Source organism: Limimaricola soesokkakensis (genome assembly GCF_900172345.1).
Lineage (GTDB): Bacteria > Pseudomonadota > Alphaproteobacteria > Rhodobacterales > Rhodobacteraceae > Limimaricola > Limimaricola soesokkakensis.
Genome location: NZ_FWFY01000002.1, coordinates 294,314 through 310,699 on the forward strand (window position 1 = coordinate 294,314; position 16,386 = coordinate 310,699).

The 16,386-nt window shown below is 69.5% G+C and carries 14 protein-coding genes; 5 read left to right on the forward strand and 9 right to left on the reverse strand.

Features of this window, described 5'->3' with window-relative positions; all coding sequences use genetic code 11:
* The first annotated feature begins 62 nt into the window (after positions 1–62).
* Genes LOS8367_RS04175 through LOS8367_RS04185 form a run of 3 tightly spaced genes read left to right on the forward strand, consistent with a single transcriptional unit; the run spans position 63 to position 2,367 of the window.
* The gene (locus LOS8367_RS04175) at positions 63–722 is read left to right on the forward strand and encodes a Tim44/TimA family putative adaptor protein (protein ID WP_085895189.1); all 660 of its coding nucleotides are present in this window, start codon (positions 63–65) and stop codon (positions 720–722) included.
* Positions 719–1,750 (forward strand): murein transglycosylase A, encoded by a 1,032-nt coding sequence (gene mltA / locus LOS8367_RS04180; RefSeq protein ID WP_085895190.1) that lies wholly within the window; start codon positions 719–721, stop codon positions 1,748–1,750. The genes LOS8367_RS04175 and mltA overlap by 4 nt, the downstream gene beginning before the upstream one ends.
* Positions 1,750–2,367: a Smr/MutS family protein gene (locus LOS8367_RS04185; RefSeq protein ID WP_085895191.1), complete on the forward strand. Its 618-nt coding sequence runs from the start codon at positions 1,750–1,752 to the stop codon at positions 2,365–2,367. Before mltA ends, LOS8367_RS04185 begins: the two co-directional genes overlap by 1 nt.
* On the opposite strand, the gene LOS8367_RS04190 is transcribed toward LOS8367_RS04185, so the two are convergent.
* Positions 2,364–3,611 carry an MFS transporter gene (locus LOS8367_RS04190; RefSeq protein WP_085895192.1) on the reverse strand — a complete coding sequence of 416 codons (1,248 nt, stop codon included), beginning with the start codon at positions 3,609–3,611 and terminating at the stop codon, positions 2,364–2,366. The genes LOS8367_RS04185 and LOS8367_RS04190 overlap by 4 nt on opposite strands.
* A gap of 122 nt (positions 3,612–3,733) precedes the next feature.
* Between LOS8367_RS04190 and LOS8367_RS04195 the strand changes: the two genes are divergently transcribed.
* Together LOS8367_RS04195 and LOS8367_RS04200 are read left to right on the forward strand one after the other, a co-directional pair.
* Positions 3,734–4,672: a diacylglycerol/lipid kinase family protein gene (locus LOS8367_RS04195; protein WP_085895193.1), complete on the forward strand. Its 939-nt coding sequence runs from the start codon at positions 3,734–3,736 to the stop codon at positions 4,670–4,672.
* Complete coding sequence (locus LOS8367_RS04200) at positions 4,669–5,457, forward strand: metallophosphoesterase family protein (RefSeq protein ID WP_085895194.1); 789 nt, start codon at positions 4,669–4,671, stop codon at positions 5,455–5,457. Before LOS8367_RS04195 ends, LOS8367_RS04200 begins: the two co-directional genes overlap by 4 nt.
* Here LOS8367_RS04200 and hslU read toward each other — a convergent pair.
* The 8 genes from hslU to tsaE all read right to left on the reverse strand — a co-directional run bounded on the left by hslU (position 5,454) and on the right by tsaE (position 16,377).
* Positions 5,454–6,752 carry an ATP-dependent protease ATPase subunit HslU gene (gene hslU, locus LOS8367_RS04205; protein ID WP_085895195.1) on the reverse strand — a complete coding sequence of 433 codons (1,299 nt, stop codon included), beginning with the start codon at positions 6,750–6,752 and terminating at the stop codon, positions 5,454–5,456. The two genes, LOS8367_RS04200 and hslU, sit on opposite strands and share 4 nt — an antisense overlap.
* 66 nt (positions 6,753–6,818) lie before the next feature.
* Positions 6,819–7,376, reverse strand: a complete 558-nt coding sequence (gene hslV, locus LOS8367_RS04210) for an ATP-dependent protease subunit HslV (RefSeq protein WP_085895196.1) — start codon at positions 7,374–7,376, stop codon at positions 6,819–6,821.
* Positions 7,377–7,554: 178 nt separating this feature from the next.
* A complete protein-coding gene (gene trxA / locus LOS8367_RS04215) occupies positions 7,555–7,875 on the reverse strand; it encodes a thioredoxin (protein WP_085895197.1) in 321 nt (106 codons plus the stop codon).
* A 57-nt stretch (positions 7,876–7,932) separates the two neighbouring features.
* Positions 7,933–11,304: a double-strand break repair helicase AddA gene (addA, locus tag LOS8367_RS04220; protein WP_085895198.1), complete on the reverse strand. Its 3,372-nt coding sequence runs from the start codon at positions 11,302–11,304 to the stop codon at positions 7,933–7,935.
* Positions 11,301–14,270 carry a double-strand break repair protein AddB gene (gene addB, locus LOS8367_RS04225; RefSeq protein ID WP_085895199.1) on the reverse strand — a complete coding sequence of 990 codons (2,970 nt, stop codon included), beginning with the start codon at positions 14,268–14,270 and terminating at the stop codon, positions 11,301–11,303. Before addB ends, addA begins: the two co-directional genes overlap by 4 nt.
* On the reverse strand, positions 14,260–14,961 hold the full coding sequence (locus LOS8367_RS04230) for a nucleotidyltransferase family protein (protein ID WP_085895200.1): 702 nt from the start codon (positions 14,959–14,961) through the stop codon (positions 14,260–14,262). The genes addB and LOS8367_RS04230 overlap by 11 nt, the downstream gene beginning before the upstream one ends.
* The gene (locus tag LOS8367_RS04235; RefSeq protein ID WP_085895201.1) at positions 14,958–15,917 is read right to left on the reverse strand and encodes an aminoglycoside phosphotransferase family protein; all 960 of its coding nucleotides are present in this window, start codon (positions 15,915–15,917) and stop codon (positions 14,958–14,960) included. Before LOS8367_RS04235 ends, LOS8367_RS04230 begins: the two co-directional genes overlap by 4 nt.
* Positions 15,910–16,377: a tRNA (adenosine(37)-N6)-threonylcarbamoyltransferase complex ATPase subunit type 1 TsaE gene (gene tsaE / locus LOS8367_RS04240; RefSeq protein WP_085895202.1), complete on the reverse strand. Its 468-nt coding sequence runs from the start codon at positions 16,375–16,377 to the stop codon at positions 15,910–15,912. Before tsaE ends, LOS8367_RS04235 begins: the two co-directional genes overlap by 8 nt.
* Between the last annotated feature and the right edge of the window lie 9 nt (positions 16,378–16,386).

A 16,386-nucleotide genomic window follows, 5' to 3' on the forward strand; every position in this document is an offset into this window, starting at 1 on the left:
GCGTGGCTTACATAGGTGCGACATGGACCCGGTGCGAGGTCCGTGCTGACAAGAGGCTCCGAATGAACTCTCCCATCATCCAGCTTCTGGTGCTCGCAGGCATCGCGATCTTCCTGATCCTGCGGCTGCGCGGCGTGCTGGGAACGCGGGAGGGCTTCGAAAAGCCAAGCCTTCCGGCGCAGGCCGAAAAGCGCCGCAACCGCCCCGAATTCGAGGTGATCGAGGGCGGGCCGGATCGCGACATCACCGATCACGTCCCCGAGAACAGCGACACCGCCAAGGCGCTCTACGCGATGAAGGCGGCGGATCCGAACTTCAATCTCAGCGAATTCCTGCAAGGCGCGCGCGGCGCCTACGAGATGATCCTGATGGCGTTCGAGAACGGCGACCTCGAAAGCGTGCGGCCGTTCCTGTCGGATGACGTCTACGAAGCCTTCGCCGAGGTGATCACCGCGCGCGAGCGCGAGGGGCTCAAGGTCGAGGCGACCTTCGTGGGCCTGGGCGAGATCGCGGTCCGCGAGGCCAGCTTCGATGCCGCCAGCCGCGAGGGCGAGATCGCCGTGCGCTTCACCGGCGAGATGACCTACGTGGTGCGCAACGCCGCGGGCGAGATCGTCGAGGGCTCGACCTCCGAGATCAAGCGCCAGCGCGACGTCTGGACCTTCGGTCGCGTCATGGGCAGCGAAGATCCCAACTGGAAACTGGTGGCAACCGGGGAATGACCCGGCTCGCGGCGGCACTGGCGCTGGCCCTGGGGCTGCCGCTTGGCGCGGCGGCCAGTCCGAAGCTTCTTGGCTTCGACCAACTCAGGGGCTGGGCCACCGACGACCACCGCGCCGCGCTCGACACCTTTCTCGAAACCTGCGGCGATCTGCGCGACCGCGACTGGCAGGCGCTTTGCGCGCTGGGTCACGAGACCGAGGATGCCAAGAGCTTCTTCGAGCTGTTCTTCCTGCCGGTGCAGATCGAGGATGGGCGCGAGGCGCTGTTCACCGGCTATTACGAGCCCGAGCTGCGCGGCTCGGAGGTGCCCGACGGGCGCTATGTCGCGCCGGTCTACCGCGTCCCCGACGACCTGCCCTCGGAGGGGCCATGGCTGACGCGGCAGGAGATCGATCAGAGTGGCGCGCTTCGCGGCCGCGGCCTAGAGATCGCCTATGTCGACCCGGTCGACCTGTTCTTTCTGCAGATCCAGGGGTCGGGCCGGGTGCGTCTGCCCAATGGCCGGATGATCCGGTTGGGTTATGGCGCCGCCAATCGCCAGCCCTATTCCTCGATCGGCCAGGAGCTGGTGGCGCGCGGCGTCTACGAGCCGCACCAGGTCTCGGCTGACGTGATACGGTCTTGGGTGCGGCGCAACCCGGTGGATGGCAAGGAGCTGCTCTGGACCAACCGTTCTTACGTGTTCTTCCGCGAGGTGAACGAGGTTCCGGCCGAGCGGGGCCCTCTTGGTGCGATGAACCGCTCGATCACGCCGCTGCGCAGCATCGCAGTGGACCCGGCCTTTGTGCCGCTCGGCGCGCCGGTTTGGATCGAGACCGAGGGCGAGGATCGGTTTCGCAGACTGATGATCGCGCAGGACACCGGATCGGCGATCAAGGGCGCTCAGCGCGCCGACATCTTTTTCGGCACCGGGCGGCTTGCGGGCAAGCGCGCGGGCCGGACTCGCGATACCGGCCGGATGGTGGTGCTGCTGCCGATCCAGCGCGCTTGGGACATGTTGCCGCAGACGCTGGCCGACCCGGCCTGATGGCGCGCAAACCGAGGCATCTGTCGCCCGAGGAACGGGCGTTGTGGGACAGTGTTGCGCGTCAGGCGGCGCCGATGCACAAGCGCGGTAAGCCTGCGCTGGGCGCCGAGAGCCCATCCTCTTCCGCGCCGAAAGCACCGGCCTCGCCGGACACCGCCCCGTCCGAGCGCTTCGATCCCCTGCCCCGGTTCCAGGTCGGTCAGAAGGCCGATCCGAAGCGCCCCGACGATCTGCTGCCCGGCCTGCGGGACCGGCTGCGCGCCGCCCCGGTGGCGATGGATGCCAAGGCGCATGGCCGGATGACCCGTGGCAAGCTCAAGCCCGAGGCGCGGCTCGACCTGCATGGCATGACGCTGTCGGAAGCGCATCCCGAGCTGGTGGCCTTCATCCTGTCGAGCCAAGCGATGGGCCGCCGGCTGGTGCTGGTGATCACCGGCAAGGGGCGCGTACGTGATTACGAGGCGCCGATGCCGGTGCGGCACGGGGTGCTGCGCCATCAGGTACCGCAGTGGCTCGGCCTGTCGCCGCTGCGCGAAGCGGTGCTGCAGATCACCCCCGCCCATATCCGCCATGGCGGCGAAGGGGCCTATTACGTCTATCTGCGCCGCAGCCGCTAGGCGGCGCGGACCAGCGGCTCCGAGCTAGGTAACAGCCGCGCCGCACGCCGTACGCCAACCGCGAGCAGCAGGCCCGCCAGCCCGAGATAGGCGGCGATGCCGAACATCTGGTCCGGGAAATCGATGCCGCGATCGATCAGCACGCCGCTCACCCCCGGACCGATCGCGGTGCCGAGCACCATCACTGCCGCCGCCGCCGACTTGATCGCGCCGATATGGCGGGTGCCGTAGAACTCGGCCCAGAACGCGCCCGGCAGCACCGCCTGCACGCCGCCGCCAAACCCCGCGACCGCGAGTCCCAGCGCCGCGAGCCCAAGCCCGTCGGCCTGGCTCAGCACCAAGAAGGCCAAGGTCCATGGCAGCATCAGGAACGGCATCAGCCGCGCCGTGCCAAGCCGGTCCAGCGCCGCACCGGCGGCAAAGGTTCCCGCGATGGTCATGCCAGTGAAGACGGGCATCAGCGCCACCCATTGCCCGAGACTCCAGGGCTTCACCTCGGCGAGGTGCACCTGCTGAAAGAACAGCGCGGTGCCCCAGGCGGGCGGCCCCATCAGTGCCGGTACCAGCATCCAGAACAGCCAGTGCCGCACCGCGCCGAGGCGGGTCCAGTGCCGACCCTCCATGCCGAGGCTCTGGCTGTCCTGCGCGATGCTCTGCGGGGTCCGCTCGCGGCGCAGCAGCCGCAACGCCAGAGGCACCGCCATGAGCGACAGCGCCGCCGCCGCGACCCAGAGCCGGCGCCAGTCGATCAGGCCGAGCCCCGCCACGAAGATCACCGGCAACACCGCCTGCCCCAGCGCCACGCCCATCGAGGCGATCGACAGCGCCTTGCCGCGCCCGGCGGCGAACCAGCGCGCCATGGCGACGACCGAGATATGCGTCATCATCCCCTGCCCGGCAAAGCGCAGCAGGAAGATCACCGGCACCAGCGCCCAGCCCCAGCTCCCCGGCAGCACCGCCATGCACAGGCAGCCCAGCGCCAGGAGCGCCATTGCGGCAGGGCCGAGCCGGCGCGCCCGGAACCGGTCGGTCAGCCCGCCGGCCCAGATCATCACCAGCGCCGAGAACGTGGTGCCCAGCGTGTAGATCCCGCCCCAGGCGCCGTGGCTCAAACCGAACTCGGCGCGGATCTCGCCCGCGAAGATCGAGATGAAGAAAGTCTGCCCGAAGGAGGAGCCGAAGCTCAGCAGCGCACCGGCCGCGAGAAAGGGCGCGTTGTCACGCAGGAAACGGATCAGGGTCATGGAATGCCGCCTTTCGTGCCCTTGGTGCCAGCCTTGGTCCGGAGGTGGAAGTCGGTACGCTCCGAAACCTTCCCCGACTCCAAACGTTTATCCGCCGAACCCTTTTCAGGAGCCTCGCGGACATGTCCGACCCGATCGCTGCCCGACCCGCCCCGGACCGGGCCGGCATCCGTGTGATCTGCAACGATCATTCCGGCCGCAACAGCCGCGAGGCCGAGGCCATCGACCGTGCTATGGCGGTGCTGGGCCCAGAGGCCGAGCTATGCCACGTGAAAGGGCGAGACATCGCCGAAACCGCACGCGCCGCGGTACGCGACGGCTATGGCACGGTGGTGGCGGCGGGCGGCGACGGCACGATCATGGCCGTGGCCTCCGCGCTCAACGGCTCGGATTGCGCGCTGGGCGTGCTCCCCTTGGGCACCTTCAACTTCTTCGCACGCGGCTACGGCATCCCCGAGGACCCCGAGGGCGCGGCGAAAGTCATCGCCGCCGGGCACAGCCGCAGCATCGATCTCGGCGCGGTCAACGGGCGGCTGTTTCTGAACAACGCCAGCATCGGGGTCTATCCCGCGATCCTCAAGGAGCGCGAGACGGTCTATCGCCGATGGGGCCGCAGGCGCATCGCGGCGCATTGGTCGGTGCTCAAGACCTTCTGGCGCTTTACCCGGCCGCTCAAGGTCGAGATCGAGGTCGAGGGGCAGCGCCGCCGGTTTCGCACGCCGCTGGTCTTCGCCGCGCGCTCGGCGTTCCAGTTAGATCATTTCGGGCTGCAGGGCGCGGACTGCATCCGCCAAGGCGGCTTCGCGGTGTTCGTGGCGCCGGACGAGGGCCGGATGGGCCTCTTGTCGGATGCGGTAAGGCTAGCGGTCAAGCAGATGCGGCTGGGCGAAGATTTCGAACTGATCTGCGCCGACCGTCTGGTGATTCACGTGAAGCGCCGGCGTCAACTCGTCGCCTGCGACGGCGAGAAATTCGCCATGGACGGTCCGCTCGAATTCGAGATGGTCCGCAATGCCTTTCGGATCATCGTACCCGACGCCGCCGGCGAGGCGGCGGCATGAGGCGGGTGCTGCACATCTCGGACCTGCATTTCGGCCGTACCCGCGAGGATCTCCTCGAGCCGCTGATCGAGACGATCAACCGGCTTGGTCCCGACATGGTGGCCTTTTCCGGCGACCTGACCCAGCGTGCCCGCGAAAGCCAGTTCGCCCAGGCCGCCGACTTCATCTCGCGGCTGGAGATGCCGGTCTATACCGTGCCGGGCAATCACGACACGCCGATCGACAATCCGTGGCTGCGCTTCGTGAAGCCGTTCCACCGCTATCGCAGCCTGATCTGCGAGGAGCTGGAGCCCGTACATATCGACGAGGAAGTGGCGCTGATCGGCGTCAACACGGTGAACCGCTTCGCCTGGCAATCGGGAAAGATCAGCCAGCGCACGATCCGCCGTGTCTGCGACGCCTTCGCGGGCGCGCCGGACGGACGCACGCATCTGGCGATGATGCACCACCCGCTCGAACACGATCCGGGCACCGAGAAGCGGTTGATGCGCGGCGCCCGTGCCGCGGTGGCCTGCCTCGGGCGTTGCGGCGCCGACGTCGTGCTCTCGGGGCATCTGCACAACGCGGCCGTGGCACCGCTCACCGCGGCGCCGGGCGTGCTTCTGGTGCAGGCCGGAACCGGGCTTTCCTCGCGGCTGCGCGAGGAGACCAACAATTTCAACCTGCTCCATATCGAGCCCGACCGCATCAAGGTCGAACGTTACGGGGCCGAGGATCGGCCCCGTTTCGAGATCATTCAGACCGCCCGCTTCGCCAAGGGAAAAGGGGTCTGGCGCGAGGTCTAGAGCACGTAGCGCGACAGGTCGGTCGAACGCGACAGCTCGCCCAGATGCGCCTCGACGAAATCCTCGTCGACCTTGATCGTCTCGCCGGCCCGGTCGGGCGCGGTGAAGCTCAGCTCCTCGAACACCCGCTCCAGCACGGTATAGAGCCTGCGCGCGCCGATATTCTCGACCGAGCGGTTCACCTCTGCGGCGATCCGCGCCAGCGCCGCGATGCCGCCTTCGGTGAACTCGACCGTCACCTCTTCGGTGCCCATCAGCGCCGCGTATTGCCGGGTCAGCGCGTTGTCGGTCTCGGTCAGGATGCGCACGAAATCCTCTTCGGTCAGGGCGCGCAGTTCGACCCGGATCGGCAGACGGCCCTGAAGCTCGGGCAGCAGGTCCGAGGGCTTGGCCACGTGGAACGCGCCAGAGGCGATGAACAGGATGTGGTCGGTGCGGATCGGACCGTGCTTGGTCGAGACGGTGGTGCCCTCGATCAGCGGCAGCAGGTCGCGCTGCACGCCCTCGCGGCTGACATCGGCGCCGCGCGCATCTGCCTTGGCGCAGACCTTGTCGATCTCGTCGAGAAACACGATGCCGTTCTGCTCCACGTTCTCGACCGCGGCCTTGGTCACGGTCTCGTCGTCCAAAAGCTTGTCGGCCTCGTCGGCGATCAGCAACTCGTAGCTCTCGGCCACGGTGACGCGCTTCTTCACCTTGCGGCCGCCCATCGCCTTGCCGAAGAGATCGCCGAGATTCATCATGCCGCCGGGCTGGCCCGGAACGTCGAAGCCCTGCATCGGGTTGGAGCTGTCGGTCACCTCGATCTCGATCATCGTGGTGTCGAGTTCGCCGCTCTTGAGCTTGCGGCGGAACATCTCGCGGGTCTGATCGCGGGCATCGGTGCCGGCGATCGCCGTGATCACGCGGTTCTCGGCGGCCTCATGCGCCTTGGATTTCACGTCCTCGCGCATCTGCTCGCGGGTCTGGAAGATCGCGGCCTCCACAAGATCGCGGATGATCTGCTCCACGTCGCGACCGACATAGCCCACCTCGGTGAACTTCGTCGCCTCGACCTTGAGGAACGGCGCATGCGCGAGCTTGGCAAGACGGCGCGAGATCTCGGTCTTGCCGACGCCGGTGGGGCCGATCATCAGGATGTTCTTCGGGTACACCTCGTCGCGCAGATCCGAAGAGAGCTGCTTGCGCCGCCAGCGCGAGCGCAACGCCACGGCCACGGCGCGCTTGGCCTCCTTCTGGCCGATGATGAAGCGGTCGAGCTCGGAGACGATCTCGCGGGGGGTCAGGTCGGTCATGGGATTCCTCGTCGGATGAGGGGCCAAGATCCTTCGAAGGATCTTGCCAAATTTCTTCGAAGAAATTTACGCGCTCAGCGTCTCAACGGTGAGCTTGCCATTGGTGTAGACGCAGATGTCGGCGGCGATCGCCATGGCGCGCCGCGCCACCTCCTCGGCGTCGAGATCGGTCTCCATCATCGCCCGGCCCGCGGCTAGGGCGTAATTGCCGCCCGAGCCGATCGCGGTGACGTCATGCTCAGGCTCCAGAACGTCGCCGGCGCCGGTGATCACCAGCAGATCCTTGCCGTCCGAGACGATCAGCATCGCTTCGAGCTTTTGCAGGTACTTGTCGGTGCGCCAGTCCTTGGCAAGTTCGACCGAGGCCCGCGCCAACTGGCCCGGCGTCGCCTCGAGCTTCTTCTCCAGCCGCTCTAGCAGGGTGAAGGCGTCGGCCGTCGACCCGGCGAAGCCGGCGATGACCTCGTAGCCGCCGGGGGAGAGCCTGCGCACCTTGCGCGCGGTGCCCTTGATCACGGTCTGGCCGAGGCTCACCTGGCCGTCGCCCGCGATCACCACCTTGCCGCCCTTGCGCACGCCGATGATGGTTGTGCCATGCCAGCCGGGGAAGTCGTCGCTCATCATGCCTCCAGTCGGGCGCGGGGCGAACCGCGCGCCATGCGTATTTGTCGAAAGATGAAGGGGAAGGCCCCTTCACCGTTCGGGCCGATATGGGGGCCGGGGGCCGGAAGGGCAAGTTTGCCCCGGATCAGAGACGAAAAAGGCGCCCGTAGGCGCCTTTGGTCGTCCAGTGAAAGGAGGATCAGATCGACTCGTCGATCCAGCCCTTCAGCGCCGCCTTGGGGGCGGCGCCGGCGCGGTTCGAGACGATCTCGCCATCCTTGAACAGGAACAGCGCCGGGATGCCGCGCACGCCGAGCTGCGCCGGGGAGTTCGGGTTCTCGTCTACGTTGACCTTTACGATCTTCACGCGGCCCTGGTACTCGTCCGACAGCTCCTCGAGGGCCGGGCCGATCGTTTTGCAGGGGCCGCACCACTCGGCCCAGAAATCCACCACGACGGGGACATCGGACTGGCGCACTTCGGCGTCGAAATTCGCGTCATTGACTGCAACGGTGGCCATCGGGCTCTCCTTGGGTCTCGGTTTGGGTGAGAGACGTAAGGATGCGGGGTAGGCGCGTCAATGGGCGGCCCGGCGCAAGGCCGCCATGACGAGATCATGGGGCAGGGGCATCAGCCGCGCCGTTGCGGTCCACAGGATCGCCGTCTCGACCCGCCGGTCGGGCCAGAGCCGCGCCAGCATTGCCGCATAGGCTCCCATCTGCCGCAGGATGCCCTCCGGCGTGTCCTCGGGCCCCTCCGGCGCGATGCGGTTGGTCTTGAAATCGATGGCGAGCACGCGGTCCTCCTCGATCAACAACCGGTCGATCGCGCCGTGCAGCCGCCGCCCGCCCAGCTGCGGCAGATCGGCGGTGATCGCGGCCTCGGCCAGCGTGCCGGGGGCAAAGACCGGCTCCAGCCCCGGGGCCGAGACCAGCGCCAGTGCATCGGCGAGCAGGCTCTCGGTCTCGCCAGCCTCGGCCGCCTCCTCGGCATTGTCGAGCAGGCGGCGCCCTTGAGCTTCCCGGCTGGTTTCGGGCAGTGCGGGCAGGTGTTCGAGCAGCAGGTGCATCAGCGTGCCGCGCGCCCGCGCGACCTCGCCCTCGTCGGGGTCGCTGTCGCCTGGCAGCACCTTGGCGCCGCCGAGATCCGACGGGCTGAGGATCGGCGTGGCCTCCTCAGGCATGGTGACGGCCGGGTAGACCGGGGCCGGGGGCAGGGCGATCGCCGCCGCGCGGGGCGGCAGCAGATCGCCGCAGGCCCAGTCGAGATGCACAAAGCGCCGCCCCTCGCCGCCCGGCATCGGCGCGGCAGCGGCGCCGAGCCGGTCCAGACCCTCGGCCACCGTGGCGTGCCAGCTCTGGCCCGCCTCGCCGGTATCGCCGGCGGCGCAGAGGATGAGCCAGCTTTCGGCCCGGGTCATCGCCACGTAGAGAAGCCGCCGCCGCTCGCGCTCCTGCGCGTCGATCAGCCCCTCGCGCAATTCCTGCATCGGCGGCGGCATCTCGGCCGCGGCGCCGGCCCAGAGCTGCGCCCCGCCCGCGTCATAGAGCCGGTCGCGCAGCCGTACGTCGCGCTTGGCGGTATCGGGCAGGATCACGATCGGCGCCTCGAGACCCTTGGCGCCATGCACCGACATCACCCTGAGCCGGTCGCCTGCGGATTCCGCCTGCCGCTTGATCTCCAGATCATCGGTCTCGAGCCATTCGAGGAAGCCGGTGAGCCCCGGCACCTCGGACTGCTCGTAGGACAGCGCCTGACTGAGCAGCGCGTCGATCCCGTCCTCGGCCTCGGGCCCAAGCCGGGCCAGAAGCTTGCGGCGGCCATCGTGGCGCAGCAGCAGCCGATTGATCAGGTCGTAGGGGCGCAGGTAATCGGCCTGGCGCCGCATGTCGTCGAGCACGCCCATGGTTTCGGGAAACGCCTCGCGCCGGTCGCGCAGCTGTGGCCAGAGATGGCCGGGGCGGCCCTGCGCGAGGCGATAGAGGTCGTTCTCGCTCCAACCCAGCAGCGGCGAGCGCAGCGCGCAGGCAAGCGACAGGTCGTCCTCCGGCAGCGCCAGAAAGCGCAGCACCGCCGCGATGTCCTTGACCGCCAGCTCGCCGCCGATCCGCAGCCGGTCGGCCCCGGCGACGTTGAGCCCGGCCGCCTTGCAGGCGCGGATGATCTCGGAGAACAGTGCCGAGCGCCGCTGCACGAGGATCAGCACGTCGCCCTCGCTGACGGGGCGGCGATCATAGACGCCGGAATGCCCGCGCTCGACCGGGATCGTCTCCTCGGCCTTCATGCGGACGATCTCCTCGGCGATGCGCCGGGCCAGCTCGACCGAGGGGGCGGTCTCGCCGGGTCGGTCCACCGGGTCGGTCCAGTCGGCCTCCTCGGCTTCGGTCGCGGGCTTTTCGACCGTGGGCCACAGATCCACGCGGCCCGGCATCGCGGATTTGAACGCCCGGTGCGGCACCTCGACGCCGAGCCCCTCGCGATGCGGGCCCACGAAGGTCGCATCCACCGCCCGCAGCACCGCCTCGGAGGAGCGGAAGCTGTGCTCCAGATCGAGCCGGTTCAGACCCGCGCCCGCCGCCTCGAGCCGCTCCGCGAAATGCTGCTGCATCCGGTCGAAGCCCTCGGGATCGGCCCCCTGGAAGGAGTAGATCGACTGCTTCTTGTCGCCGACGACGAAGATCGTGCGGTTGCGGTCGGGCTGCGCACCCTCTCCGGCAGCGAATTCCTGCGCCAGCCGCTCGATCACCGCCCATTGCGCCGGGCTGGTGTCCTGCGCCTCGTCCACGAGGATGTGGTCGATGCCGCCATCGAGCCGGAACAACACCCATTGCGCCACCGCCGGGTCGGTCAGAAGCTTGCGCGCCTTGCCGATCAGATCGTCGAAATCGAGCATGCCGCGCAAGAGCTTGCGCCGCTCATAGGCGGGCACGAAGGCGCGGGCGAAGGCGTCGAGATGGCGGGTCTTTTCCAGCGCCACCAGCGCCAAACGGGTGGCGCGGCCCTCCTCGATCCGGGCCATCAGATCGTCGAGCTGCTCGATCAGCGCCGGATCGCTCTCGCGCAGCTTCTTGGTGGGGAACTTGCCGATCTTGGCGCCGAAGGGAGCGGCGGCCTTGGCACCGAATAGGAACAGGCCCTCCAGCAGGTCGAGCAGCGCCGGGCCGGGGGCGGCCCTCAGATCGACTGCGTCGAGCCTGTCGGCGGCCTTCTGATCGGTTACAGTGCCCTTGCGCAGCAGCAGCCTGAGCGCGCCCAGCAGTTCGAAATCATCCGGCTCCAGGCAGACATCGTAGAACCGCTCGAGCGTCAGCCCGGCGGGGACGTCGAAATAGCGCGCCAAGGCGGCCTCGTCCGGGGCGTCGAGAAAGGTCTCGCGCCGCGCCGTGATCTCCGACAGGAGCGCGTCGAAATCGCCTTCGGGCGCCTGCAGCGCCAGCGCGTCCACGAGCGCCCGTTCGGGCCCCGAGGCCATGGCGTCGACCACCTCGGCGCGCAGAAGCTGCGCGGTGCGGTCCTCCATCTCGGTGAATTGCGGGCTGACCCCGGCTTCGAGCGGAAAGCGGCGCAGCAGACCCGCGCAGAAGGAGTGGATGGTCTGGATGCGCAAGCCCCCGGGCGTCTCGATCGCGCGGGCGAACAGCGTGCGGGCCGAGCGCAGCGAGATCGCCTGCGGCGTGCCGAGCCGCTCCAGCGCGTCCCTGAGCTCCGTGTCCTCCATCATCGCCCATTCGCCCAGGCGCCGGAACAGGCGGTTCTGCATCTCGGAGGCGGCGGCCTTGGTGTAGGTCAGGCACAGGATGTTCTGCGGGTCGGTGCCATCCAGGAGCAGCCGCGCCACCCGGTCGGTGAGCACGCGGGTCTTGCCCGATCCGGCATTGGCCGAGAGCCATGTCGAATTGGCCGGATCGGCGGCGCGGACCTGCCGCTCGGTCGCGTCGTCGCGGATCATCCGACATCCTCCCCTCGGGCCGTTTCGGAGAAGTCCCACTCGCCGAAGCGCGACAGGTGGTCGTAATCGCTGCGGTCCTTGTCGCTCATCATTGCCATGCGGGCCGAATAGCCGCGTCCGGGATCCTGCCAGCGTGCGATCAGATCGCGCAGCTGCGACCAGACGAGGTCCGGCGGGATCTCGTCGATGGGCGCGTCGACGGTAGTGCCCTGTCCGGCGAGGCCGATATAGGCCGCCCCCGCGACGCGGCCCGCCTCCACGTTCTTGAAGCCGCCGCGCTCGGCCATCGCCGCCTCCAGAAGCAGCTGCTTCTCGAAGATCTTCTGCTGCGGCACGCTGGGCGGCGCCCCGGTCTTGTAGTCATAGATCCTGAGTCCGTCCTCGCCGATGTCGATCCGGTCGGCCTGCGCGGTCAGGGTGAAGCCCAGATCCTCCATGCCGGACGAACCGTCGATTTCGAAATGACTTGGCGTGGCCAGCGCCTGCCGCTTGGCCTCGGTGCGCAGGAACCAGTCCGCGATCCGGGCGATCCGGGCGATCCAGAGCCGGCGCACGGTGGGCCATGGGCACTCCGCTTCGAGCACCTGCTCGGTCACCGCCATCAGCCGCGCCTTGGCGCCCGGGTCGGTGGGGGCGATGCCGTCCCGCAGGAAGGTCTCGAACACCTTGTGCAGCACCGTGCCGCGCAGCGCCGCATCGGCGCTGGGCGTCAGCGGGTCGAGCGCACGCAGCCGCAGCACGTGGCGGGCATAGATCGTGTAGGGGTCGCGGATCAGGGTGCGGATCGTCGTGACCGAAAGCCGGTCGGGCCGCGCCGCCACCGGCGGGCGCGGCGACGGGCGCGGCGCGGGCGGCACCCGGGCCTCGGGCACCGAGAGCGCGGTGGCGCGGGCGAGCCAGTCGGCGCCGCGCGCCCGCATCCCGGCCAGCGCCGCGCGGCCGCCCTGATCGGGCAGGCCCTCGAGCAGGTTGGTCAGCCGGTTGATCCAGCGCGAGGGCACGGTCTCGGCATCCGATGAACGGGTCGAGCGGGTGATCCAGACCTCGCGCACCGCCACCGCCTGTTGGTAGTCATGCGCCGACAGGCCGATCCGCCGCTCGGGCAGCAGCAGCCCCGCCTGCGCCCGCATCTTGCGATTGAGCCATGGATCTGCGGGCGGGGCCTCGGGCCACGACCCCTCGTTCATCGAGGCGAGGATGGTCAGATCGGCGCCCTGCACCCGCGCCTCGAGCGTGCCGCGGATCAGCACCTGCGGATGACCGATATCAGGGTTGCGCACCTCGACCCGGCGCAGAACGCCAAGGAACAGCGAGCGGTAGTCGCGCGTGCCCATCTCGCCCGCTGCCTCGGCGTGTTCGGCAAGCCCCTCGCAGGCCTGCCGCGCGGCGCGTCCCGCCGCTTCGTCCCAGAGCCCGCCGCTGCCCTCGGCACCGGGGCCGGAGGCGAGGCATTCGGCCAGCTTCAGATGGCAATCCAGATGCTTGGCGAGCGGCCGGTCGCCCGCCTCGGGCACGAGGCCCAGCGCCTCGCAGAGCCAGTCGGCCCAGACCATGCGGCCGGTGTCGCGCTCGCCCGTCTTCTCGGCCCAGCGCCTGAGCAGAGCAGCCTCGGGATAGGCCGCGCCCTCGCGGCGCAGTGCCAGCTCCAGTTCTCGGGTACGCAGCAGGTGCGGGCCGCGATCCTGTCCCGAATGGCAAAGCGGGTGCTTGAGCAGCGACAGGATCGCTGAAGGGCCGGGCCGTTCGCCCATGATCTCGGACACCAGCCGCAGGAACCGTCCCGGCGGGGTCAGCGGCAGCGGTACGCCGGCGCTGTCATCGGCCACGAGATCCCAGCGGTCGAGCGCTGCCGAAACCTGCCGCGTCAGCATCCGGTCGGGGGTGACCAGCGCCACGGTCTTGCCCTCGTCCACGGCGGCGCGCATCCGCAGCGCGATGGTCTCGGCCTCCATCCGGGGCGACGGCGCTTCGAGCAGCGTCAGCCCTTCGGTGGCGGGGCCGAGATCGCCCAAGTCCGGCCCCTCGTCGCGCCACTGGTCGGTGACCGGCGCGGGGCGCAGAGACAGCGAGACCAGCCGGTTGCGTTCGGGCGAGGGGGCGGGCGTGTCGTGCCACAGCCGCAGATCGCCGGCCTCCATCTCGAGCATCCGCAGGATCCGGCGAAACCGGAACTGCGGGTGGTCCTCGGCGGCGAGCGCCTCGTCGAGCCGCTCCCACACCTCCTGCGGCTGGTCCATGTCGACGCCGGGCAGCACCACCGCACCTTGCGCCTGCCGCGCCACCGCCTGCAAAAGCAGCGCCGTCGCCCCGCGCGATCCGGTGGAGCCCGCGACGATCACCGGGTCGGTGGGGGGCTCCTCGGCCCATCTCTCGATCAGCCGCTCCACCGCCATGCGCTGGCGCGCCTCGCGGTCCGGGGCGGCGTCCGGGCCGAACCAGACGTTGACGATGTTGAGGAATTGCAGCGAGCGGGCCCAGTGGCCCGAGAGGTCGGTCACGTCGAGACCGGCGATGTCGTCGGGCGACACCCCCTCGCCCTGCATCTCGTCCATCAGACCCGCGAGGCTATCGGAAAGGTCGTAGAGCGCTGCACGGGGCGCGAGATCGGGCTGCGCCTCGATCAGCCGCGACACGAGCTGCGTCAGCTCCAGCCTGCGGCGCAGCCCGTTGACCGGCAGCGGCAGCTCCGGCCCCATCGGGTCGAGCGCCAGATCGGTGATCAGCCGCAGCCGCGGCAGCAGCGTCGCCGGGCCCTGATCGAAGATGTCGCGCACCCGGCGGCGCATCCGGTTGGTGCCCAGATAGACGGTGACCCGGGCCATGGCCTCGGGGCCCTTGTCGCCGAAGCGCGCGCGCAGACCCGCGACGAGGCCTTCGGCGAAATCGACGCCGCAGGGCAGGGCGTAGAGATGGGTGGGGCCGGTATCCGAGAAGGGCCCGGCGTCGCGAAAGCTCTCAGACGGCATGTGTACCTTGCAGCATCTCTTCGGCCAGGGGGATGCAGTCGGGGCGGCCGACATCGCACCAGCGCCCGTCATGCACCACGCCAAAGAGCCTGCCCCGCGCCGCGATCTCGTTCCACAGAAGGTTCAGCGAGAAAGCGTCTTCGGGTATCGCGTCGAGCCCGTCCGGCACGATGATCTGCGCGCCCGAATAGACATGGCCCGGCCCGCGCGACAGCCGCCCCTCGGCATCGACGAGGAAATCGCCCTGCCCCGTATGGCCCAGCGCGTTCTCGCGCGGGAGCAGCAGCAACAGCGCCTCCATGCGCGACGGGTCCCATGCGCGTTTGAGCGCGGTGAGCGGGTTCGGCCCGGACCAGATCGCGTCGGAATTGAGCGTGTACACCGGCCCCGGCCCGAGCAGCGGCCGCGCCTTTCTCAGGCCGCCCCCGGTCTCCAGCAGCTTGTCGGTCTCGTCCGACAGGATCACGTCGCGGCCCTGAAGATGCTCGCGCAGCACCTCGCCCCGGTGATGCAGGTTGACGACGCGCCTGAGCGGCATCAGCGGTACGGTCAAATCGAGCGCGTGGTCGATCAGCGGCCGCCCCCCGACCTCGACCATCGGCTTGGGCCGGTGGGCCGTGAGCGGCCCCATGCGGCGGCCGAGCCCGGCAGCAAAGATCATGATGGCGCTGGGCGTCCCTTGGGTCGTCATGAAGCGGTCTCCTCGGGAGCATGCAGGGGGGCGGGAATGGCGGCGGCGTGGGGTCGAAGCTCGGCCAGCGCCGGATGCGTGAGATCGGCGCGGATCTGCCCCCAGACGCGGGGCATCAGCGCAAGGTAGCGGGTCTTGCCGTCGCGCTTGGCGAGGCGGGCAAAGATGCCGAGGATGCGCAGGTTGCGCTGCAGTCCGAGCACGGCACAGGCGGCTTCGACCGCCTCCGGCGCGCGGCCGGTGGCCTCGGCGAAACGGGCGATCATCGCGGCGCGGAGCCGGTCCGAGACGTCGCGCCGCGCGTCGCGCAGCAACGACACCAGATCGTATTCGGGCGGCGCCAGCAGCGCGTCCTGAAAGTCGAGCAGGCCGATCCGGTCGGTGCCGTGGCGCCCGGGGCGCCAGATCAGGTTCTCGGCGTGGTAGTCCCTGAGCGCCAGCACCGAGGCCGTCGGCGCGTGCCGCTCCAGCGCGCGTTGCAGAGCCTCTCGCAGCGGCGCGAGCTCGAGCCCGGGCGCGTACCATTCGCCCAAGGGCGCGATCATCTCGGCCCCGATCCCGGGCGTCAGCGCCGCGAGCCCCTCGGGCGCTGGCGCCAACTGCAGCCGTGCCAGCACGTCGATCGCGGTTTCGTAGGGGGCCGTGTCGCCGGGATGCGCCTCGGCCCACTGCGCCACTTGGGTCGGACCGAGATCCTCGAGCACCGCGAGCCCCGCCGCGCGGTCGAGCGCGTAGATGTGCGGCGCGCAGAGGCCGAGCCCGGTCAGGTGCCGCGCGATGGCCAGGAAGGCATCGAGCGCGGGCAGCGTGTCGGCCGGGCAGATCATCAGGATCAGGCTCTCGCCCGAGGGATCCTGCAGCCGCTCGTAGCGCCGCGACGAGGCGTCGCCTGCCAGCGGGGTGCGGGCATGGCCGCCAAGGCCATGACGGGCGAGGAAGGCGTCAATCTCAGCCAAGGACCGGCTCCAGCCGCGCGCGCCAGCTCTCGGGACCGCGAATGCTCAGCCGATGCCCGTCGGCGCGCGCCTCGAAGTCGAGCGACAGCGCCTCGGGCGGGGCCATCTCGCCCATCCGGTCGGGCCATTCGATCAGGCAGATCGCGCGGCCCATCGCCTCTTCGAGCCCCAGCTCGACCAGTTCGAAAGGGTCGGAGAGCCGATAGAGATCGCAATGCCAGATCTCGCCGCCGGGCGCCTCGTAGCTCTGCACCAGCGTGAAGGTGGGCGAGGGCACCTCTTCGTCGGGATTGCCGATGCGGGCGCGGATCAGGGCGCGGGCGAAAAAGCTCTTGCCCGCGCCGATCTGCCCCGAGAGCAGCAGCGTGTCGCCCGCGCGCAGATGCGGCGCGAGCCGACGGGCCAGCGCCAGGCTGTGCGATTCGTCGGAAAGGGGGATCGGTCCGGCCAACAGGGTCATGGCCGCAAC